This is a genomic window from Pararhodobacter sp. CCB-MM2 (assembly GCF_001691415.1).
In the GTDB taxonomy this organism is placed as follows: domain Bacteria; phylum Pseudomonadota; class Alphaproteobacteria; order Rhodobacterales; family Rhodobacteraceae; genus Pararhodobacter.
This window is the reverse complement of record NZ_LRRR01000026.1, coordinates 11,965-33,490: the sequence shown is the minus strand read 5'-3', so window position 1 is coordinate 33,490 and position 21,526 is coordinate 11,965. Positions and strand designations below refer to the sequence as shown.

At 67.9% G+C, this 21,526-nt stretch carries 14 protein-coding genes; 10 read left to right on the top strand and 4 right to left on the bottom strand.

Annotated features, from left to right (window positions below; genetic code table 11):
* Window position 1 precedes the first annotated feature (1 nt).
* The 8 genes from BCY78_RS19005 (at window position 2) to BCY78_RS18970 (ending at window position 12,192) form a co-directional block, all read left to right on the top strand.
* Window positions 2-1,777, top strand: a complete 1,776-nt coding sequence (locus tag BCY78_RS19005) for a penicillin-binding protein 2 (RefSeq protein WP_068305009.1) — start codon at window positions 2-4, stop codon at window positions 1,775-1,777.
* A 30-nt stretch (window positions 1,778-1,807) separates the two neighbouring features.
* On the top strand, window positions 1,808-3,280 hold the full coding sequence (locus tag BCY78_RS19000) for a UDP-N-acetylmuramoyl-L-alanyl-D-glutamate--2,6-diaminopimelate ligase (RefSeq protein ID WP_068305008.1): 1,473 nt from the start codon (window positions 1,808-1,810) through the stop codon (window positions 3,278-3,280).
* Between the two features lies 1 nt (window position 3,281).
* A complete protein-coding gene (gene murF, locus BCY78_RS18995) occupies window positions 3,282-4,712 on the top strand; it encodes a UDP-N-acetylmuramoyl-tripeptide--D-alanyl-D-alanine ligase (RefSeq protein ID WP_068305007.1) in 1,431 nt (476 codons plus the stop codon).
* Between the two features lie 3 nt (window positions 4,713-4,715).
* Complete coding sequence (gene mraY, locus BCY78_RS18990) at window positions 4,716-5,801, top strand: phospho-N-acetylmuramoyl-pentapeptide-transferase (protein WP_068305004.1); 1,086 nt, start codon at window positions 4,716-4,718, stop codon at window positions 5,799-5,801.
* A 116-nt stretch (window positions 5,802-5,917) separates the two neighbouring features.
* A complete protein-coding gene (locus tag BCY78_RS18985; protein WP_083195153.1) occupies window positions 5,918-7,318 on the top strand; it encodes a sigma-54 dependent transcriptional regulator in 1,401 nt (466 codons plus the stop codon).
* A gap of 24 nt (window positions 7,319-7,342) precedes the next feature.
* Window positions 7,343-9,289: a HAMP domain-containing sensor histidine kinase gene (locus BCY78_RS18980; protein WP_068305002.1), complete on the top strand. Its 1,947-nt coding sequence runs from the start codon at window positions 7,343-7,345 to the stop codon at window positions 9,287-9,289.
* 270 nt (window positions 9,290-9,559) lie between these two features.
* On the top strand, window positions 9,560-11,281 hold the full coding sequence (locus BCY78_RS18975) for an OFA family MFS transporter (RefSeq protein WP_068305000.1): 1,722 nt from the start codon (window positions 9,560-9,562) through the stop codon (window positions 11,279-11,281).
* Between the two features lie 134 nt (window positions 11,282-11,415).
* A complete protein-coding gene (locus tag BCY78_RS18970) occupies window positions 11,416-12,192 on the top strand; it encodes an enoyl-CoA hydratase (RefSeq protein ID WP_068304998.1) in 777 nt (258 codons plus the stop codon).
* Between the two features lie 147 nt (window positions 12,193-12,339).
* Here BCY78_RS18970 and BCY78_RS18965 read toward each other — a convergent pair whose 3' ends face one another.
* From BCY78_RS18965 to BCY78_RS18950, 4 genes are all read right to left on the bottom strand, one after another.
* Window positions 12,340-12,600, bottom strand: a complete 261-nt coding sequence (locus tag BCY78_RS18965; protein ID WP_068304996.1) for a DUF6455 family protein — start codon at window positions 12,598-12,600, stop codon at window positions 12,340-12,342.
* 123 nt (window positions 12,601-12,723) lie between these two features.
* Complete coding sequence (gene der, locus BCY78_RS18960; protein WP_068304994.1) at window positions 12,724-14,196, bottom strand: ribosome biogenesis GTPase Der; 1,473 nt, start codon at window positions 14,194-14,196, stop codon at window positions 12,724-12,726.
* A 59-nt stretch (window positions 14,197-14,255) separates the two neighbouring features.
* The gene (locus BCY78_RS18955; RefSeq protein ID WP_068304992.1) at window positions 14,256-15,566 is read right to left on the bottom strand and encodes a PQQ-like beta-propeller repeat protein; all 1,311 of its coding nucleotides are present in this window, start codon (window positions 15,564-15,566) and stop codon (window positions 14,256-14,258) included.
* A gap of 28 nt (window positions 15,567-15,594) precedes the next feature.
* Window positions 15,595-16,254, bottom strand: coding sequence for a tetratricopeptide repeat protein (locus tag BCY78_RS18950; RefSeq protein ID WP_068304990.1), 660 nt, complete (start codon window positions 16,252-16,254; stop codon window positions 15,595-15,597).
* Between the two features lie 382 nt (window positions 16,255-16,636).
* On the opposite strand from BCY78_RS18950, the gene BCY78_RS18945 reads away from it, so the two are divergent.
* Window positions 16,637-17,788 (top strand): efflux RND transporter periplasmic adaptor subunit, encoded by a 1,152-nt coding sequence (locus tag BCY78_RS18945; RefSeq protein ID WP_068304988.1) that lies wholly within the window; start codon window positions 16,637-16,639, stop codon window positions 17,786-17,788.
* Entirely contained in the window at window positions 17,785-21,495 is a 3,711-nt protein-coding gene (locus BCY78_RS18940; protein WP_068304986.1) for an efflux RND transporter permease subunit, read from the top strand. The genes BCY78_RS18945 and BCY78_RS18940 overlap by 4 nt, the downstream gene beginning before the upstream one ends.
* Window positions 21,496-21,526 lie beyond the last annotated feature (31 nt).

Below are 21,526 nucleotides of genomic sequence, written 5' to 3'. Positions count from 1 at the left end.
CATGATCCGTACCCCGCTTCGTCCGCTTGCCCGTATCCTCGACGCCCGCGAACAGGGCGTGAACCCGCAAAGCATCGAGCGTGAGAACCTGCGCCTGCGCCGGGAACAGGCGCGCGATGCCGGTCGGCGCCGGGCGGAATGGCGGCTTCTGTTCCTCGCCGTAGCCTTCTTCGCCGGCTATGCGGCGATCGGCGCGAAGATGGGGATGCTGGCGGCCTCGCCGGTGGTGGAATCGGAGCCCTACGCGGGCGAGGGGATCTCGGGCGCGCGGGCCGATGTGCTGGACCGCAACGGCCGGATTCTGGCGACGAACCTCGTCACCCATTCGCTCTATGCCGAGATGCGCTACATGATCGACGGCGCCCGCGCCGCGCATGAGCTGGTGCAGATCTTCCCCGATCTGGAGGAAGAGAGCCTTTCCCAACGCCTGACCGATCCGCGTCGTCGCTTCACCTGGATCCGCTCGCGCGTTTCGCCGGAACAGGCGCAGGCGACGCATGACATCGGGGAGCCCGGCCTGCTGCTGGGCCCGCGCGACATGCGCCTCTATCCGAACGGCGAGCTGGCCGCGCATCTGATGGGCGGCACCAGCTATGGCGAGCAGGGCGTGACCGCGGCCGAGATCCAGGGCGTCGCCGGTCTGGAATACACGCTGAACGAACGCCTGTCGGATGCCGATCTGGCCGATGTGCCGCTGTCCCTCGCGCTTGATCTGCCGGTGCAGGCGGTGGTCGAGGAAGTGCTGGCCGACGGTCTGCAGATGTATAATGCCAACGGCGGCTCGGTGATCCTGATGGATGCCCATACCGGCGAGCTGGTGGCGATGGCCTCGGCCCCGACCTTTGATCCCAACAACCGCCCGGCCCCGGCGCTGACCGGCGATCCGGCGGATTCGCCGCTGTTCAACCGCGCGGTGCAGGGCCTTTACGAACTCGGCTCGGTGATGAAGGTTTTCGCCGTGGCGCAGGCCCTTGAGCTGGGGCTGGTCACGCCCGATACGATGATGGACACGCAGGGTCCGATCCGCTTCGGCCGCTTCCGGATCTCGGACATGCACAGCATGCCGTCGCGGATGTCGGTGACCGATGTGCTGATCGAAAGCTCGAACGTCGGCACGGCGCGTCTGGCGCAGATGATCGGCGCGCCGCAGCAACGAAGCTTCCTGCAAAGCCTCGGCCTGCTGGACTATCTGCCGATCGAGCTGCCGGAATCCACCCGCGTTCGCCCGCAATATGATGAGCGTTGGTCGGAAATCTCGATGATGACCATCAGCTACGGCCACGGCCTGTCGATCACGCCGCTGCATCTGGCCGCGGCCTATGCGGCGATGGTGAACGGGGGCACCATGGTGCAGCCGACCTTGCTGCGCCGTCCCGATGCGCCGGTGGGTCGCCGGGTGATCTCGGAGCAGACCTCGCTGCAATTGCGCCGGATGCTGCGCTCGGTCGTGACCGAGGGGACGGCTTCGTTCGGGGAGGTCGAGGGCTATTTCGTCGGCGGCAAGACCGGCACGGCCGACAAGCCCAACCCGCAGGGCGGCTATTACGAGGACCGTACCGTCGCCACCTTTGCCGGCGCTTTCCCGATGAACGACCCGCGCTACGTCTTCGTCGTGACGATGGACGAGCCCACGATCTTCGCCGCCGGCGAGAACCGGCGCACGGCGGGTTGGACAGTGGTTCCGGTGGTTGCGCAGATGGTGCGCCGCGTGGCACCGATGCTGGGGCTTCGCCCGCAGGACGCAGCAGACGTTGATGCGGAGCTTGGCCTGCGCTAGGCACGTCTCAAGTGCTGCAAGGGGCTGAGGATGACCGGAAAGACGCTGGCCGAACTGGGATTGACGGCCAAGTCGGGCAATGCCCGGGCAAGTATTGACGCGGTGACGCTGGACAGCCGGGCGGTGAAGCCCGGCACTTTGTTCGCGGCGCTGCCCGGAACCCGTTTCCACGGCGCCGAATTCGCGGATCCCGCCTTGCGGATGGGCGCCTCGGCGCTGCTGACCGACCGCGAGGGCGCCAAGATCGCCGCCGACGCGTTGGCACGCCATCCCGAGGTTGCGCTGGTCGTGGCCGAGGACGCGCGCGAGGCGCTGGCCATGGCCGCCGCCCTGTTCTTCGGCGCCCAGCCCAAGACCATGGTCGCGGTGACCGGCACCAACGGCAAGACCTCGGTCGCCAGCTTCACCCGGCAGATCTGGCAGTCGATGGGCCATCCGTCGATCAACGTCGGCACCACCGGCGTCGAGGGCTCGTGGGGCCGTCCTTTGGCCCATACCACGCCCGACGCCGTCACCTTGCAAGAGCTTCTGGCCGATGCCGCGACGGCCGGGATCACCCATGCCGCGATGGAGGCCAGCTCGCACGGGCTGGACCAGCGCCGGCTGGAGGGTGTGCGGCTGATGGCGGCGGGGTTCACCAACCTGACGCAGGATCACCTCGATTATCATGCGGATATGGAGGGGTATTATCAGGCCAAGGCCGGGCTCTTCTCACGGCTGCTGCCGGACGAGGGCGTGGCGGTCATCAACACCGATGATCCCTATGGTGCGCGTCTGGCCGAGGAAGTCTCGCAGCCGGTGCTGCGCGTGGGTTCGGCCCCGGATTGCGACCTGCGGCTTCTGGCGCAGCGCTATCACGCCCATGGTCAGACCCTCCGGTTCGAGCTGAAGGGCCGCCCGCATCAGGTGGAGCTGGGGCTGGTCGGCGGGTTCCAGGCGGCGAATGCGCTGGTGTCGCTGGGGCTGGTCGTGGCGACGGGTGGCGAGGCCTCGGAAGTGATCGCGGCGATGGCCAAGCTGGAGGGCGTGCGTGGCCGGATGCAGTTGGCGGCGACGCGCGACAATGGCGCGCCGGTGTTCGTCGATTACGCCCATACCCCGGCAGCGGTGGAGACGGCGCTGAAGGCGCTGCGCCCGCATGTGATGGGGCGGCTCATCGTCGTGCTGGGCGCCGGGGGCGACCGCGATAAGACCAAGCGCCCGCTCATGGGCAAGGCGGCGGCTGAGAATGCGGATGTTGTTTTTGTGACAGACGACAACCCGCGTAGTGAGGATCCAGCCACGATCCGTGCAGAAATACTGAAAGCCGCGCCGGAAGCGACCGAGATCGGCGACCGTGCCGAAGCGATCCTGCGCGCGGTCGATGCGCTGGAGCCGGGCGACGCCCTGCTCATCGCCGGGAAGGGGCACGAGACCGGCCAGAAGGTTGGCGACGTGGTCTATCCTTTCGACGATCTTGAACAGGCCAGCGTGGCGGTGGCCGCGCTCGACGGGAAGCTCTGACATGCCCCTTTGGACCCATCTGGCGGCCGAGGCCGCGACCGGCGGCACAGCGACCGCGCCTTTCGAGGTCTTCGGCCTGTCGATCGACACGCGGACGATCCAGAAGGGCGATCTGTTCATTGCCCTGAAGGCCGCGCGCGACGGGCATGATTTCGTCGCCCAGGCTTTCGAGAAGGGCGCCGCCGCGGCCCTCGTCACCCATGTGCCCGAGGGCGTGACCGGCCCCTGTCTGCTGGTGGACGACGTGCTGAAGGGCCTCGAAGCCCTCGCGGTCGCCGCCCGCGCTCGCGCGAATGCGCAGGTGATCGCGGTGACGGGCTCGGTCGGCAAGACCTCGACCAAAGAGATGCTGCGCCACATCCTGTCCAAGCAGGGCGCGACCCATGCCGCCGAGGCCAGCTACAACAACCATTGGGGCGTGCCGCTGACCCTAGCCCGGATGCGGCCGGAGACCGAATTCGCGGTGATCGAGATCGGCATGAACCACCCCGGCGAGATTGCGCCGCTGGTTGCGCTGGCCCGCCCGCATGTGGCGCTGGTCACCATCGTCGCCGCCGCGCATCTGGAGGCCTTCGATTCGATCGAGGGCATCGCGCGTGAGAAAGCGGCGATCTATTCAGCGCTGCAACCCTTTGGGACTGCGATCTATAATGCGGATCTGCCCGTGTCGCCGATCCTGCGCGACGCCGCCGAGAAGGCAGGCCGTGCGCTGGGGTTCGGCATGGCCGAAGGTGTGGCCTTGCATGTCGAAGACATCGCTCTGACGGCCGAAGGCTGCGTCGTGCGCGGCGTGACCACGGCGCATGAGGACACGACACCCACGCCCTTCCTGTTCAAGACCGCGGCCCCCGGTCGGCACATGGCGATGAACGCCGTCGCCGCCTTGGCCGCGGCCGAGGCCGCCGGCGCCGATTGGGACATTGCCTGTCTCGACATCGCCGATTGGCGCCCGCCCGCGGGGCGCGGCCAGCAAGAGGTGATCCGCCTCGATCCGGTCGACGACGAGGCCTTCACCCTGATTGACGACGCCTTCAACGCGAACCCGGCCTCGCTGGCGGCGTCGCTTGATGTGCTGGCCTCGATCCAGCCGGGACCGGGCGGGCGGCGCATCGCCATCCTTGGCGACATGCTGGAACTGGGCCCTGAGGAAGACGCGCTGCACCGCGCCGTCGCCGATCAGCCCGCGCTGGCCGAGGTGGCGCAGGTGCATTGCGTCGGTCGTCGGATGCAGGCGCTGCATGACGCGCTGCCGACCCATCGCCGGGGCCTTCAGGTGCTGGAAGCCGACGACCTTGGTGCACAGGTGCATCAGCTGGTGCAACCCGGGGATGTGGTGCTGGTGAAGGGCTCGAAAGGCAGCTATGTGTCCCGCGTGGTCGACCGCCTGCGCGACCTCGATCACCCGACCCAAGAGGAGCCGACGAGGGACTGACCCATGCTCTACTGGCTTGCCGAGTTTTCCGAGGCCTTCATCGGCTTCAACCTGTTCCGTTACATCACCGTCCGCGCTGGCGCGGCGTTTTTCACGGCTCTCATTTTCGGCTTCGTCTTCGGCAAGCCCTTGATCAATTTCCTGCGCAAGCGTCAGGGCAAGGGCCAGCCGATCCGCGAGGACGGGCCGCAATCGCATCTGCTGACGAAGAAGGGCACGCCGACGATGGGCGGGCTGCTGATCCTGTCGGCGCTGTCGGTGTCGACCCTGCTGTGGGCGCGGCTCGACAATCCCTATGTCTGGATCGTCATGGGCGTGACCTGGGGCTTCGGCCTGATCGGGTTCGCGGATGATTATGCCAAGGTGACCAAGGCGAATACCAAGGGCGTCTCGGGCAAGATCCGCATGGGTCTGGGCCTGCTGATCGCGCTGATCGCCGGCGTTCTCGCCGCCTGGGCGCACCCGGAGGAGCTGTCGGGCCAGTTGGCGATGCCGGTGTTCAAGACCGTCCTTCTGGATCTGGGCCTGTTCTACGTGCCGTTCTCGATGCTGGTGATCGTGGGCTCGGCCAATGCGGTGAACCTGACGGACGGGCTTGATGGGTTGGCCATCATGCCGGTGATGATCGCAGCGACCACGCTGGGGGTCATTGCCTATGCCGTCGGCCGCGTAGACTTCACCTCGTATCTGGATGTCCACTACGTCCCCGGCACCGGCGAGCTGTTGATCTTCACCGCCGCGCTGGCCGGCGGGGGCCTTGGCTTCCTGTGGTACAACGCGCCCCCCGCCGCCGTGTTCATGGGCGACACCGGATCGCTGGCCTTGGGCGGCGCCTTGGGGGCGATTGCCGTCTGCATCAAGCATGAGATCGTGCTGGCGATCGTCGGCGGTCTGTTCGTCGTCGAGGCGATGTCGGTCATCATTCAGGTCGCCTATTTCAAGCGCACGGGGCGCCGGGTCTTCCTGATGGCGCCGATCCACCACCATTTCGAAAAGCGGGGCTGGGCCGAGCCGCAGATCGTCATCCGCTTCTGGATCATCAGCCTCGTCTTGGCGCTTATCGGCCTCGCGACGCTGAAAATCCGCTGAACGCTTGAAACCCCGCTGCTCACCGGGCGGGGTTTTCCGTTTCCCCTCCCTCGGAATGCCGTTTGCCGACCCGCGCCGTGCAGGCTAGTCTCGCCCGGCGCAGGGGAGGAGACGCCATGATCGGGAACGGGGCACAGGCCGCGAGGGCTGAAGCTGTTGACGGCGCAAGTCTGCCCGCCGACGGCAAGGTCGACATCCTGAAAGGCGCCAGCATCCTCATCGTCGATGACGAGCCGGGCATGCGCCACTTCCTGACCCGCACCCTGCAGCCGCTCTGCCGCCATGTCGACGAGGCGCCGAATGCCGAGGCCGCCGGTGCGCTGCTGAAGCATCGGCAGTATGACGTGATGGTGTTGGACAATATCATGCCGGGGCAGAAGGGGCTCGACTGGCTGGCCGCGCAGCGCGCGCAGGGCGGGTTTACCGATACGATCCTGATCACGGCCTATGCCGACCTTGAGACTGCGATCGAGGCTTTGCGCGCAGGGGTTTCGGACTTCGTGCTCAAGCCTTTCCGCTCCAACCAGATCCTGACCGCCTTGCGCCGCTGTCTGGAGATGGCGCGGCTGCGGCGGGAGAACCGGCTGTTGCGGCGTGAGCTGGAGACGGTGGGCCTGGGTCGTCGCCGCCGGCACGAGCTGGTCGGCGGGGATACGGCGATCGAAGTGGTGCGCGGGATGCTGGACCGGGTCGCGCGGGTGTCGACCCCGGTGCTGATCACCGGCGCCTCGGGCAGCGGCAAGGAGGTCGCCGCGCGCCATCTGCATGCCCGCTCGCCCCGCGCCGAGGCTCCGTTCGTGCCGATCCAATGCGGCTCCATCCCCGAGGACCGGATCGAGGTCGAGCTGTTCGGCCATGCCGCCGGCGCTTACCCCGGCGCGCAGGCGGGGCGCGAGGGGTTGCTGGCCTCGGCCAATGGCGGGACGGTGTTCCTTGATGAGGTCGCAGAGCTGAGCCCGGCCGCCCAGAACGCCCTGCTGCGCGTGCTGGAGGATGGGGTGATCCGCCCCGTCGGCACCGAACGCGCGATGCAGCTGGACCTGCGCTTCGTGCTGTCCTCAAGCCGCCCGCTGCAGGCCGAGGTCGAGGCCGGGCGCTTCCGCGAGGACCTGTTCTTCCGCGTCACGGTGGTCGAGATCCCGATGCCGCCCTTGGGCGCGCGGGGCGGCGACATCATCGATCTGGCCGAGCTGTTCCTGACCGAAATCGCCGCCGCCCTTCAGCTGCCGGCGCTGGAGATCACCCAACCCGTCCGCGCGGCGCTGTTGCGGCACGACTGGCCGGGCAACATCCGTGAGCTGCGGAATTTCATCGAACGCTCGCTGATCTTCGGCCGCTTCCCGCTGGAGACGCTGGCCCCGCCGCCTGAGGCCGGGATCGCCCCGCTGGAAGAGACCGAGCGCCGCGAGATCCTGCGCGCGCTGGAGCTGGTCGGCGGCAACCGCAGCGAGGCCGCGCGCCAGCTTGGCGTGTCGCGCAAGACCATCGACCGCAAATGCGCTCAATGGGGGCTGTGACGGGTGAACCGGCTCAAGCCCTGGATGGATTCCGTGCGCGTCAGGCTTCTGGTTATCGCGCTGCTGCCGATGCTGGTGCTGTTGCCCCTGATGCTGGGCGGCACCATGCTGCGTTGGGCGGCGAAGATCGACGATATCCTGATCAGCAAGGTGACGGGAGATCTGACCATCGCCGACCAGTACCTTGCGGGGCTGGTGGAGCTGTCGGGCGAGCGCGTCGATGCCGTCGCGCATTCCACCGCCCTGCAGGCGGCGTTGCAGGGACAGGGCAGCGATGACTACCTCGCCCAGCAACGGGCGCGGCTGGGTTTGGATTTCCTCTATATTCTTGACGGGGCGGGGGACAGCGGGGCGTTTGGCGCGGAGGACTGGCCGGTGATCGCCTCGGCGCTGGAAGGCGAATGGCGTTCGGCGGTGGATATTGTCGAGGGGCCGCTGCTGGCCGCGCTGGACCCGGCCTTGGCCGCGCGGGCCGAGGTGGCGCTGGTCTCGACCCGTGCGGCCGTGCCGACGGACCGGGCGACCGAGACACGGGGCATGATCATCCACTCCGCCGCCCCGGTGACCCTGCCGGACGGGCGGCGCAGCGCGCTGGTGGGGGGCGTGCTTCTCAACCGCAACCTCGGCTTCATCGACACGATCAACGGGCTGGTCTACCGCGAGCAATCCCTGCCCGAGGGCAGTCAGGGCACGGCGACGCTGTTCCTTGAGGACGTGCGCATCTCAACCAACGTTCGCCTGTTCGAGAATGTCCGCGCCTTGGGCACTCGGGTCTCCGCCGCCGTGCGGGCGCAGGTGCTCGATGAAGGGCGGATCTGGCTCGACCGCGCCTTTGTTGTGAATGACTGGTACATCTCGGCCTACGAGCCGATCCTCGACAGCCACGGCGCGCGGGTCGGGATGCTCTATGTCGGTTTCCTCGAGGCACCTTTCGCGCTGGCGAAGCGCAACTCCGCCTTGGCGCTGATCGCGGCCTTCGTGGTGATCGCCCTGCTGTCGATCCCGATCTTCCTGCGATGGGCCGGGCGCATCTTCCGCCCGCTCGAGGCCATGACCCGGACCATCGCGCAGGTCGAGGCCGGCGATCTGACCGCGCGCAACAACCCCGGCCGCGAGGGCGGCGAGATCGCGCAGGTGGCGGCGCATCTCGACGAGCTTCTGGATCAGGTGCAGGCCCGCGACCGCCAGCTGCGCGATTGGGCCGAGGGGCTGGAGGCGAAGGTCGACGAACGCACCGCCGATCTGCGCGAGGCCAACCAACGGATCGAGCGCACGACCGAGCGGCTGATCATGTCCGAGAAGCTGGCAGCGGTCGGTGAAATCACGGCCTCGGTCGCGCATGAGATCAACAACCCGGTGGCGGTGATTCAGGGCAATCTGGACCTCGCCCGCGATCGGCTGGGCCCGGCCGCCGACCCGGTGCACGAGGAATTCCGCCTCATCGACGATCAGGTCTACCGCATCGGCGTCATCGTGCAGAAGCTGCTGCAATTCGCCCGGCCAGAGGATTACTCAGGCGCGCATGCGCTGATCGATCCGGCGGCGCTGGTGTCCGATTGCCTCGTGCTGACTCGCCACCAGATCGAGAGCGCCGGCATCACCGCCGAGACGCAACTGGCCTTCACGCCGCCCCTGCGGATGTCCCGGACCGAGCTGCAACAGGTGGTGGTGAACCTGATCCTGAACGCGGTGCAGGCGATGGGGCAGGGCGGGCGGCTGACCCTCTCGACGGCGCAGCGCGACGGGATGGTGGTGATCGGCGTGCGCGACACCGGCAGCGGTATCCCGCCCGAGATCCTGCCGCGGGTCTTTGATCCCTTCTTCACCACGAAGCAGGCGCAGGGCACCGGGCTGGGGCTGTCGATCAGCCAGCAGTTGGTGACGCAAGCGGGCGGGCGGATCACCGTGCAATCCGTCGAGGGAGAGGGCAGCACCTTCGAGATCGCGCTGCCGCCCGCACCGGGCACCTGAACGGCGCTGACCCCGCAAAAAGTTCGTATCGGACAGAATGACCCAATCTTCCGTCCTGCGCAGGGCCGGCTGCGGACAAAATGTCTCAATTTGGGATGTTGGGGTGGTGGCGCTCAGACAGATTGTCGTCTAACATATTGATATAGTTAGATTAATTTCTTGACAATGCAAGGGTAGATGGTCCCATTTCCTCCGTGGCATGCCGTCGCATGCCGCCCAGAGGAGCCGCGGCGGGAGGCTGCGCCCTCGGGATTTCAGGGAGGGAAAGCTATGAGCAACGCATCTGGCGGCGCGCTGGGGTTCTTGCACAAGAGCCACATTACCGCCGAACCCGGTTACAACCGCTGGCGGGTTCCGCCGGCATCGATCGCCATCCACCTTTGCATCGGCTCGGTCTACGCCTGGTCGGTCTTCAACCCGCCGCTGACGCGCGAGCTGGGCGTCGTGGCCTCGGCCGCCGATGACTGGTCGCTCAGCTCGGTCGTGTGGATCTTCTCGGTCGCCATCGTCTTCCTCGGCCTTGCCGCGGCTTTCGCCGGCAAATGGCTGGAAGAGGTCGGCCCGCGCATGGTCGGCGTCGTCGCCGCGATCCTGTGGGGCGGCGGCTTCATCATCGGCTCGTTCGGGATCTCCAGCCACCAGCTGTGGATGATCTACCTCGGCTACGGCGTGCTGGGCGGCTGTGGCCTGGGTCTGGGCTATGTCTCGCCCGTCTCGACGTTGATCCGCTGGTTCCCCGACCGTCGCGGCATGGCGACCGGCATGGCCATCATGGGCTTTGGTGGCGGCGCGATGATCGCGGCCCCGGTCAAGGGCTGGCTGCTGGGCCTGTTCCAGAAGGCCCCCGACTATCTGGGCGCACAGGACGCCGTGGCGACGGTCGTGGAGAACGGCCGGATGTTCGCCGAAACCGCGGCGGGTCGGGTCGAGGTCGTGCTCGCCAACGCGACGCAGGCCGCCGGCTTTGGCGGTGAGGCCGGGCTCTATGCCGTCGGCACCGGCAACACCGGCGCGGCACAGACCTTCCTCGTCCTCGGGGTGGTCTATTTCGTCGTGATGATGATCGCGGCCTTCCAGTACCGCGTCCCCGCGGCCAACTGGAAGCCCGAGGGCTGGCAGCCGAAGCCCGTCGCCTCGGGCATGGTGTCGCAAAACAACGTGCATATCGATCAGGCGCTGAAGACCCCGCAGTTCTGGCAGCTGTGGATCATGCTGTGCTTCAACGTGACCGCCGGTATCGGCGTGATCGGGGTCGCCAAGACCATGATGTCCGAGATCTTCGGATCGGTCATGCCACTGGTGGTCACCGCCGCCTTCGCCTCGACCTACGTGCTGATGATCTCGGTCTTCAACATGGTCGGCCGTTTCTTCTGGGCCTCGACCTCGGACTACATCGGGCGCAAGGCCACCTACATGTGCTTCTTCGTGCTGGGCACGCTGCTGTACCTGTCGGTGCCCTATTTCGCCTCGGCCGTGGCGACGAACCCGTCGATGGTCTACCTGCTGGGCTTCTACGCCGCGACGATGATCATCTTCTCGATGTATGGCGGCGGCTTCGCGACGATCCCGGCCTATCTGGCCGACATGTTCGGCACGATGCATGTCGGCGGCATCCACGGCCGCCTGCTGACCGCCTGGTCGGTCGCCGGTGTGCTGGGCCCGCTTGCCATCACCTCGCTGCGTGAGATGTCGGTGAACAGCGCCATTGCCGACCTATCGACCCGTGTCGATCCGGCCGCCTTCGCCGAGCGTTTCGGCGCCCCGCTGGCGCAGCTCGACCAGCTGGTCGCGGCACGCACGGTGACCATCGCCCGGCTGATGGAGATCGCGCCCGCCGGCACGATCGACCCGACGCCTTCGCTGTACAACACCACCATGTATTGCATGGCGGCGCTGCTGGTCGTGGCCTTCTTCGCCAACCTCTTCATGCGCCCGGTGAAGGACCACCACCACCACGAGGCCCCGAAGATGGCCCCGGTGCCCGGCGAGTGATCCATCCCGCGTGCTGAGACAGGGAAGGGGCGCCGCAATCGCGGCGCCCCTTTCGTTATGGCGTCACGTCACCCCTTGTCGCCGTTGCGCCCAGACGGGACAGTGGCGCCCAGCATCAGGGCGGAGGGGCAGCGATGACGGAATCCATGGGCATTCGGGTGGAAAAGGGCGACGGCATCCTGTCGCTGATCTTTGACCGGGCCGAGAAGAAGAACGCGATCACTGCGCCCATGTATGCCGCGTTGGCCGACGGGATCGAGGCCGCGGATGCCGATCCGGCGATCCGCGTGGTGCTGATCCGGTCCGAGGGCGATACCTTCTCCGCCGGCAACGACATCGCCGATTTCGTCAAGCGCGGCTCGTCCGAGGGGGCCTCGACCGCCGAAGTGCTGCGCTTCCTGCAGGCCTTGGCGCGCGCGAAGAAGCCGCTGGTGGCCGCCGTGCAGGGCAAGGCGGTCGGCGTCGGCACGACGATGTTGCTGCATTGCGACTATGTCATCCTCTCCGACGACGCCGCGCTGATCACGCCCTTCGTCAACCTCGCGCTGGTGCCCGAGGCCGCGTCCTCGCTGCTGTTGCCCGCGCGGATCGGCCATCTGCGCGCCTTCGGCATGTTCGCGCTGGGTGAGCCTTGTCTGGCCCCGCAGGCGCTGGCCTGGGGCTTGGCGAACCGGGTGGTGCCGCTGCACGAGCTGCACGAGATCGCCCTCGGCGTCGCGGCCCGTCTGGCGGCTCAGCCTCCGGCCGCCGTGCAGATCTCGAAAAGCCTGATGCGCGAAAGCGAAGCACTGGTTGCCCGCATGGCCGAGGAGGGCGCGCACTTCAACGCCCAGCTGCAAAGCGGCGAGGCGCAGGAAGCCTTCGCCGCCTTCGCCGAGCGCCGCAAGCCGGATTTCAGCCGCTTCGGCTGACAGAGAAAAGGGGCGGCGGCAGGGGGTTAGCCTGCCAGCCGCCCGTCCCGGCGTGCCTGCTCCGACGACCGACAACGCCGTCCCCCACAAGGTTGTCCGCGTGTTGCACCACGCGACAGCCCCGCTCCCCGGGGGATTTCGTGGGCGTCAGCCGGCCTGCTGCAGCCGCGCCATCAGCCCGGCATTCCGGCAATAGCCCGGCGTGGCGTCAGCCCCGGCCTTGTGCGCCTCAAGCCACTCGGCACAGTCGCAGACGCCTTCACAGCCCATGCAGGCCATCACCGCATTGCGCAGCTCCTGACCCGAGAGCTGGCCATTGGCCATTGCCTCGGTCAGGTCGACATGCACCGTCTCGGCCATCGTGCCGATCAGGCCGCTATGCTTGTCCAGCTTGCTGAAAAGTCCCATGGTGCGTCCCCCGGATGATCCCGTTGCATTTGCAACCACAATAGGGGGCAGGCCGGGAGCTGCCTTGATGCAGATCAAGCTAGAGGGCCAAAGCAAAAGGGCCCTTGAGGGCCCTTGAAGGGGTCAGTGCCCCGGCTTGATGTGTTTCTTCAACCGCGAGGGCTGGGCAGTCTTGCGACCCTTGAACGGGTTCGACTTGCTGTCCGAGCGGAAGAACAGCCGGATCGGCGTGCCCGGCATATCGAAGGCCTCGCGCAGGCCGTTCACCAGATAGCGGCGGTAGGCCTCGGGCAGCTCGTCGGGATGCGAGCATTTCACCACGAAGCCCGGCGGACGCGTCTTTGCCTGCGTGATGTATTTCAGCTTGATGCGGCGGCCGCCCGGCGCAGGGGGCGGGTGGGCCTCGGTCATCGCGCCCAGCCAGTTGTTCAGGCGCGAGGTGCCGACGCGACGGTTCCAGATCGCATGCGCGCGCAGGATGGCGTCATGCAGCCGGTCCATGCCGCGCCCGGTCTTGGCCGAGACGGTCACCAGCGGCGCGCCTTTCAGCTGCGGCAGCATCCGCTCGAAACCTTCGAGCAGGTGCTTCAGCTTGTCCTGCTTCTCGTCCTCGAGATCCCATTTGTTGACCGCGACGACGACCGCACGGCCCTCGGTCTCAGCCAGATCGGCGATGCGCAGATCCTGCGTCTCGAAGGGGATGGCGGCATCGAGCAGCACCACCACGACCTCGGCGAATTTGACCGCGCGCAGACCGTCCGCGACCGAGAGCTTCTCCAGCTTGTCGGTCACGCGTGAGCGGCGGCGCATGCCCGCGGTGTCGAACAGCCGCATCGGCGTGCCGTTCCAGACGAAGGGCACGGCGATCGAGTCGCGGGTGATCCCGGCCTCGGGGCCGGTCAGCAGGCGGTCCTCGCGGATGATCTGGTTGATCAGCGTCGACTTGCCGGCGTTGGGGCGGCCGATGACGGCGACCTGAAGCGGACGATGCTCGGTCGGGGCCCAGGTCGGGGCCTCTTCGCCCTCGGTGTTGTCGTCTTCGCTGTCCTCGGCGATGGAGACATCGGTGACAGGCGCCTCGGCCTGCGAACGCTCCTCGAAGCCCTTCGCCAGCGGCAGAAGCTGATGGTACAACTCGTCAAGGCCTGCGCCATGCTCGGCCGACATGCTGATCGGCTCGCCCAGACCCAGCGACCAGGCCTCCAGCGCGCCCCCTTCGCCGGCACGTCCCTCGGCCTTGTTGGCAGCGAGGATCACGTGGCGGGCGCGCTTGCGCAGGATGTCGGCGAAGATCTCGTCGGCCGGAGTGATGCCGACGCGGGCATCGACCATGAACAGGCAGACATCGACCATCTCGACCGCGCGCTCGGTCAGGCGGCGCATGCGGCCCTGCAGGCTGTCGTCGGTGACATTCTCAAGGCCGGCGGTGTCGATGACGGTGAACCGCAGGTTGTTCAGCCGCGCTTCGCCCTCGCGCAGGTCGCGCGTGACGCCGGGCTGGTCATCGACCAGCGCAAGCTTCTTGCCGACGAGGCGGTTGAAGAGCGTGGACTTGCCCACGTTGGGCCGGCCCACGAGGGCAAGGGTGAAGGACATGGCGGACTCTCAAGGCGGAAGCCGCCGCAATAAGCGGCGGCACGCGGATTGTAAAGCCGTCAGCGATAGGCCAGCAATTGCCCGTCACGGTTCAGCACATAGAGGATGCCGCCCGCCACGATCGGACCCGAGGCGGCGCCACCGGGGATCGCCACCTCGGCCACGGTGCTGCCCGAGACCGGATCGAAGCCGCGCAGCACGCCGTCGCCCGACGCGACCCAGAGGCGGCCGCCGGCCAGGATCGGGCCGTACTGCGGGAAGATGCGGGCCTGACGGCGGGTACGGGTGGTTGTGAACAGCGGCAGATCCTGTGCCCAGATCACCGTGCCGTCCGAGGCGTCGAGGCGCATCAGGCGGTTCTGATCCGAGATCAGGAAGACCGAGCCGCCGACAGGCCAGACCGGCCCGTTGGCGCCTTCATCCGTGGTCCAGATGGCACGGCCGGTTGCGGCCTCCAGCGCGAAGGTGCGGCCCGACTGGTTGGCGGCATAGAGGCGGCTGCCATCGACGACCGGGTCCCCGGTGATGGCGCTGATGATCCCCAGCGCGGCGCCGGTGCGGCGGCCGACGGCACTGGTGGTCCAGGTCTGCCCACCGTTCGAGCGGCGCACGGCGGTCAACTCGCCCGACTGGGTCGGGAAGATCACCAGATCGCCGGCGATCGCGGGGGCCGAACCACCGGCGACGGCGCTGCTGGCCGGGGTGCCGGGGATGGTCCAGCGGATCCGCCCCGAGGCCGCGTCCAGCGCGGTCAGCGTGGAATCGATGCCCGAGAGATAGACGGTGTCGCCGCTGATAGCGGGCGAGCCGGTCAGCGGGCTGTCCATGTCGACGCGCCACAGCTCTTGGCCGGTGGACGCGTCCAGCGCGGCGACGAAGGCGGCGGCCGAGGTGACGTAGAGCCGCCCGCCCGCGACAGCCAAGGCACCGCCCGAGGCCGACGACCGGGCTTCGCGCGCGGTGGTCAGGTCAACCGACCACAGCACGGCGCCCGAGGTCGACGTCGCCTGCACGCGCTGCGCGGCGTCAAGGGTATAGACGCGGCCATCGGCGGCTACGGGATCGGTGGACAGGCGCCGACGGCGGCCATCGCCTTCGCCGATCGGGGTGCTCCAGATCAGTTGCGGGTTGGCCGAGAGGGCAGGGTGGCCCGGACGCGCGCCTGCGGTACCCTGACGCTGGGTCCAGCTGCCATTGGCGCTTTGCGCGGGCAGCGAGATCGGCAGCGCGCGGTTCTGCGTTGCGCCTTCCGTCTGGCCCCAGGGCGCGCGGATGTCGAGGCGTTCGCCCTCCAGCGGGCGCTCGCGGTTGCACGCGGCGGCGGCAAGCACCACGAGCCCGAGCAGGGCGGCATTGCGGATCGCGGACATGGCGGTCTCTCCTCTGCGCGGGCTGGTCTCAGCCGAGGTCGGTCGGTTGCTCGCCCCCGAGGACGACGATGATCTGCGCCACGCGGCGACGCAGGCCGGCGGTCAGGTCGGGTTCCTGCAGCAGCGCCTGCGCCTGCGTCAACGCAGCCTCGCGGTCGCCGGTTTCCATGGTCAGCAGCACTTGCTGCTCCATCGCCAGCGCGCGGAACGGGTTGCCGGGCGTGGCCAGTGCCTGAAGGGTCGCGGCACGCTCATCCGCGGGGATCAGCTCCCCACCGATGATCACGCGCTTCAGACCGGCCAGTTGGCGATAGCTGGCGGGCAGGGTCGAGTCGTTCTCGACCAAGGCCAACGCGGCGATCGCGTCGGGGCGGTCCTCGGCGGCGACTTCGGCTGCGCCCAGCAGCAGGTTCAGGATGCCGGCGCGGTCACCGGTCGCCTGAATGGCGGACAGGGCCTCGGCGCGGGCGGCGGGATCTTCCGATTCCAGCGCGGCCACGACGCTGTCGCCAAAGGCCTGCGCCTCGGCGGTGGCCTGTGCCTTGCGGTATTCGTTGTAGGTGGCGCCGCCGACCAGCACGACGACGCCGACCACGGCGATCCAGCCATACTTGCGCATCGCGGCGAACAGGCGGTCGCGCTTGAGTTCCTCGTTGACCTCGTCGATGAAGCTCTCGGGGTTGCTCACGTCTGGCCTCCTGCCTTCTTGCCCTGCGTCTCCCGGCCGCGAAACCGGCAGCGGTGCCCGCCACTCTTAGCCCGGAAGACGCAGGCTTGCCAAGGGCGCTGGCCGGGGCCGTGCAAGGCTTTGCCGCTTTTCCCATCACGTCTTTGCAAGCCTGCCCTCTTGATCTGCCGCGGTGCAGAACAAACATTCGAGAGGCACCTTGACGCAGGCGCAAAAGGCCCTCGGGAATTGCATTACGCGGGCGTCAGCGGTAATCCGGCGGAAACCCGCTGCGTATAGAAGACAGGTAAAGACCTGCTCCCGCGAACGGGAGCGGCATCCGGTAAAGCGAAAATCGCCCGAAGGACCGCAGAGGCGGCGACGGGCGGCGAAAGGTGTAAGCATGCGCGTCGTCCCCCTGATCACTGCCACCCTGGTGCTGGTCATCCTCTACATGTTCGTCATGGAGCGTGAGACGCTGCTGTCCTGGGCGGGTGTCGAACCCGGCACCGCGGAAGCCGCCACGCCGGTCGAGGCCCTGCCCGAACCCGATGCCGACGCGCCCTTCGCCGTGGTTGTCGAGCGGATCGCCGAACAGGATCTCGAAAGCGCCATCGTGCTGCGCGGCCGCTCGGAAGCCTCGCGCTCGGTCGAGGTGCGGGCCCAGACGCAGGGGCTGGTGCTGTCGACACCGCGCGCCCGCGGCACGCAGGTCGCCGAGGGGGATCTCCTGTGCGAGCTTGATCCCGGCACGCGCTCTGCCTCTCTGGCCGAGGCACAGGCGCGGCTGTCTGGCGCCGAGGCCGGTCTCGCCGAGGCCGAGCTGAACCGTACCACCGCCTCCCGTTTGGCCGAGGGGGGCTTCCGCGCCCAGAACACCACCGCCACCGCCGAGGCCGCCGTCAGCGCCGCCCAAGCCAACGTGCAGGCCGCCAATGCCGCCGTCGCCGCCGCGCAGGCCGAGCTGGACCGCCTGACCATCACCGCCCCCTTCGCCGGTATCCTTGAAGACGACTCGGCGGAAACCGGCAGCCTGATGCAGGCGGGCGGGCTTTGCGCCACGATCTACCAGCTGGACCCGATGCTGATCGTCGGTTTCGCCGCCGAGGCGCAGATCGACCGCCTCGCCGTCGGCGCCATGGCCGGCGCGCAGCTGTCGAACGGCCAGCGCGTGCAGGGGCGGGTGACCTTCCTCGCCCGCGCCGCCGATGCCGCGACCCGCACCTTCCGCGTCGAGATCACCGTGCCGAACCCCGACCTCGCCATTCGCGACGGGATGAGTGCCGACATGCTGGTCGCCGCCACCGCGACGCGCGGGCATCTGGTGCCGGGCTCGGCGCTGACCATCGACGACGAGGGCGTGTTGGGCCTGCGGCTGGTCGATGAGACGAACCATACCTTCTTCGCGCCGGTGCGCGTGCTGCGCGATGCGCCGCAGGGCTTTTGGGTCTCGGGCCTGCCCGAGACGGCCGATGTCATCGTCGTCGGGCAGGAATACGTGACCGACGGGATCGAGGTGCGCGTGAGCCGCCGTGACGAGGGGGCCTCGGAATGAGCGGCATGATCGATTGGGCCGCCGCGCGGGCGCGGATGGTCCTGGCCTTTGTCGCCCTGACGCTGGGCGCGGGGATGATGGCCTATGTCGGCCTGCCCAAAGAGGGCGAGCCGGACATCGAAGTGCCGGCGCTGTTCATCTCGGTGCCGTTCCAAGGCATCTCGGCCGCGGATAGCGAGCAATTGCTGGTCCGGCCGATGGAGCAGGAGCTTTCGGGTATCACCGGCCTCACCGACATGACCGCGACGGCCTATCAGGGCTATGCCTCGGTCGTCTTGGAGTTCGAATTCGACTGGGACAAGACCGCGACCATCGCCGACGTGCGCGACCGCATGAGCCGCGCCGCCGCGAATTTCCCTGAAGGCGCGGACAATTACACGATCAACGAATTCAACTTCAGCCAATTCCCCATCGTCTTCGTGGCGGTGTCCGGCGATGTGCCTGAACGCACCCTGATGCGCGCCGCCCGCGATCTGGAGCGCGCGATCGAGGGGGTCGAGGCCGTGCTCAGCGCCGACGTGGCCGGCACGCGCGAGGAAATGGTCGAGGTGGTGATCGACCCGATGGCGCTGGAGGCCTACAACGTCAGCGCCGGCGAGCTGATCAACGCCGTGACGATGAACAACCAGCTGGTTGCCGCCGGCGAGATCGAGACCGAGAGCGGGCGCTTCTCTCTGTCGCTGCCCGGCTCGTTCGAGGATCCGCAGGACATCTACGACCTGCCGATCAAGGTGAACGGCGACCGCACGGTGACGCTGGGCGATCTCGCCACGATCCACATGACCTTTCAGGACCGCGAGGGCACCGCGCGCTTCAACGGCGAGCCGACGCTGGCGCTGCAGGTCGTGAAGCGCAAGGGCTTCAACCTGATCGACACCGTCGACGAGGTCCGCGCCGCCATCGACGCTGAAATGGCTGCCTGGCCCGCCGATCTGCGCGACGCGGTGCATGTGACCACGGCGCTGGACCGCAGCTATCAGGTCGCCTCGATGATCTCGCAGCTGGAAGGCTCGGTTCTGACCGCCATCGCGCTGGTGATGATCGTCGTGCTGGCCTCGCTCGGCACGCGCACGGCGCTGCTCGTGGGCTTCTCGATCCCGGCGTCGTTCCTTCTGTCCTTCATCCTGCTGGGCATCATGGGGGTGACGATCTCGAACATCGTCATGTTCGGCCTGATCCTGGCCGTCGGCATGCTGGTCGACGGCGCCATCGTCGTCGCGGAATATGCCGACAGCGAGATCTCGCAGGGCAAGGGGCCGATGCAAGCCTATACCACCGCCGCCAAGCGCATGTTCTGGCCGGTCATCAGCTCGACCGCGACAACGCTGTGCGCCTTCCTGCCGATGCTGTTCTGGCCGGGCGTCGCCGGTGAGTTCATGGGCATGCTGCCCGTCACGCTGATCTTCGTGCTGTCGTCGTCGCTGATCGTCGCGCTGATCTTCCTGCCGGTTCTGGGCGGCGTCACGGGCCGCATCGCCCGCCGCTTCGACCAGATCGCCGGTCGCCTGCGCCGCCTGCCGTGGCTCCTGCGCCTGCCGTTCATGGCCGTCGCACTGGCGATGCTGGTCTGGGGCCTTGCGCTGATGCTGAACCCCGGCCTGCTGGGGGGCGAGGGGCCCGCGCTGGTCGCCGTCTCCCTCGGAGCGGTCATCATGGCGCTGGGCTCGGCGGGCATGTCGATCACCCTCACCGCGCTGAAATTGCAGCCGAAACCGCAGGCGATCCAATCCGGCTATCGGCATTCGCCCTTCGGCTGGGTGATCAAGGGGATCGTCGGCAACCCGGTAATGCCCTTCGTCGTCACCGCCGGCATCGTCTTCGGTGTGATGCAGGTCTTCAGCTATTACGGCGAGAACAATTACGGCGTCGAATTCTTCGTCGACAGCGAGCCCGAGCAGGGCATCGTCTATGTCCGCGCGCGGGGCAACCTGTCGCTGGCCGAGGAAGACGCGCTGCTGCGGCAGGTTGAGGACATCGTCCTCGCCGAGCCGGGTATCTCCGCCAGCTTCGCCTTTGCGGGCGAGGGCGGGCTGAACTCGAACACTGGCGGCGGGCAGGCCCCGCGGGACGCCATCGGGCAGGTCCAGTTCGAACTGTTGAACTGGGACCAGCGCGGCGACGACCCGGCGCTGCGCGGGCAGGTGATCCTCGACCGGATGGAAGCGCAGTTCCGCCAGATCCCCGGGATCATTACCGAATATATGATCATGTCGGGCGGGCCGGCCTCGTCCAAACCGATCCATCTGCGCCTGACCGGCATGGATTTCGAAACGCTCGGGCAGGCCGTGGAAACGGTCGAAGCCCGCATGCACGAGATCGGCGGGATCACCGGCATCGAGGACAGCCGCCCCTTGCCCGGCATCGACTGGGAGATCCGCGTGGACACCGCCACCGCCGGCCGGTTCGGCGCCGATGTGGCGACGGTGGGCGGCATGGTGCAGCTGATCACGCGCGGCATCATGCTGGACACGATGCGCGTCGATACGTCGGACGAGGAGATCGAGATCCGCGTTCGCCTGCCCGAGGATGACCGCCTGCTGGCCACGCTGGACACCCTGCGCGTGCCGACGTCGCGCGGGATGGTGCCGCTGTCGAACTTCGTCACCCGCGAGCCCGTTGCCCTGCGCGGCACCATCGACCGCTTCGGCGAGGAGCGCTATTTCGACGTGAAGGCCGATGCCGCGCCCGACATGGTCGCGTTGACGGATGTCGACGGCAATGTCGCTCGTCTGGCCCCCGCCGCCGAGTTCGACTGGCGCCTGCATCCTGAGGGCTCGGCCGCGGCCGACGCCGCCCGCGACGCCCGCGCTGCCTTGGCCGACGAGGGGCTGCACATCGTGCCCGTCACCCCGTCCGAGCGTATCGCGGCCCTGACCCAATGGCTGGAAGCCGAGGAGCCTCTGCCCACCGGGATCGGCTGGCAATGGACCGGCGAGCAGCAGGATCAGGAGGAGACCGGAGCCTTCCTCGGAGTGGCGTTCGGGGCGGCGCTGGGCCTGATGTTCATCATCCTGCTGGCGCAATTCAACAGCTTCTACAACGCCTTACTGGTGCTCTTGGCGGTGATCCTGTCGACCGCAGGGGTGCTGATCGGCATGCTCTACATGCAGCAGAGCTTCTCGATGATCATGACCGGGACGGGGATCGTCGCCTTGGCCGGGATTGTGGTGAACAACAACATCGTGCTGATCGACACCTATCAGGAATTCGTGCGCTACATGCCGCGGCTGGAGGCCATTGTCCGCACGGCCGAGCAACGGATCCGCCCGGTGATGCTGACGACGATCACCACCATGGCGGGCCTCGCGCCGATGATGCTGGGGCTGTCCATCGACTTCGTGAACGGCGGCTACACCATCGACAGTCCGACCTCGCTGTGGTGGAAGCCGCTGGCGACGGCGGTGGTCTTCGGCCTCGGTGTCTCGACGGTGCTGACGCTGGTGCTGACGCCGGCGCTGCTGGCCGCGCGGATCTGGATCGAGGCGCTGTTCACCAAGGCGCTGCCGCTGATGCGGGCGGCCACCGATCGTCAGGTGCGTGAGGACTTCCGCCTGACCCGCCGCGCCCGCAAGGTCCGCCATGCCGAGATCATCTGGGATCCGATGATGGACATCCCGCGCCCTGCCCAGCCGCGGCCTGAGCCCGCCGAAAGCCCCGAGGCCGACGGCGAGGGCGACAGCCGCAGCCCGCGACACGCGGCAGAATGAGGGACCGGGGCGCTGGACGCCCCGGTTTCGT

What these genes read in the sequence shown, in the direction of transcription:
- BCY78_RS19005 (WP_068305009.1), top strand. Translation starts at nt 2, where the DNA reads ATGATCCGTACCCCGCTTCGTCCGCTTGCCCGTATCCTCGACGCCCGC.
- BCY78_RS19000 (WP_068305008.1), top strand. Translation starts at nt 1,808, where the DNA reads ATGACCGGAAAGACGCTGGCCGAACTGGGATTGACGGCCAAGTCGGGC.
- murF (WP_068305007.1), top strand. Translation starts at nt 3,282, where the DNA reads ATGCCCCTTTGGACCCATCTGGCGGCCGAGGCCGCGACCGGCGGCACA.
- mraY (WP_068305004.1), top strand. Translation starts at nt 4,716, where the DNA reads ATGCTCTACTGGCTTGCCGAGTTTTCCGAGGCCTTCATCGGCTTCAAC.
- BCY78_RS18985 (WP_083195153.1), top strand. Translation starts at nt 5,918, where the DNA reads ATGATCGGGAACGGGGCACAGGCCGCGAGGGCTGAAGCTGTTGACGGC.
- BCY78_RS18980 (WP_068305002.1), top strand. Translation starts at nt 7,343, where the DNA reads ATGGATTCCGTGCGCGTCAGGCTTCTGGTTATCGCGCTGCTGCCGATG.
- BCY78_RS18975 (WP_068305000.1), top strand. Translation starts at nt 9,560, where the DNA reads ATGAGCAACGCATCTGGCGGCGCGCTGGGGTTCTTGCACAAGAGCCAC.
- BCY78_RS18970 (WP_068304998.1), top strand. Translation starts at nt 11,416, where the DNA reads ATGACGGAATCCATGGGCATTCGGGTGGAAAAGGGCGACGGCATCCTG.
- BCY78_RS18965 (WP_068304996.1), bottom strand. Translation starts at nt 12,600, where the DNA reads ATGGGACTTTTCAGCAAGCTGGACAAGCATAGCGGCCTGATCGGCACG.
- der (WP_068304994.1), bottom strand. Translation starts at nt 14,196, where the DNA reads ATGTCCTTCACCCTTGCCCTCGTGGGCCGGCCCAACGTGGGCAAGTCC.
- BCY78_RS18955 (WP_068304992.1), bottom strand. Translation starts at nt 15,566, where the DNA reads ATGTCCGCGATCCGCAATGCCGCCCTGCTCGGGCTCGTGGTGCTTGCC.
- BCY78_RS18945 (WP_068304988.1), top strand. Translation starts at nt 16,637, where the DNA reads ATGCGCGTCGTCCCCCTGATCACTGCCACCCTGGTGCTGGTCATCCTC.
- BCY78_RS18940 (WP_068304986.1), top strand. Translation starts at nt 17,785, where the DNA reads ATGAGCGGCATGATCGATTGGGCCGCCGCGCGGGCGCGGATGGTCCTG.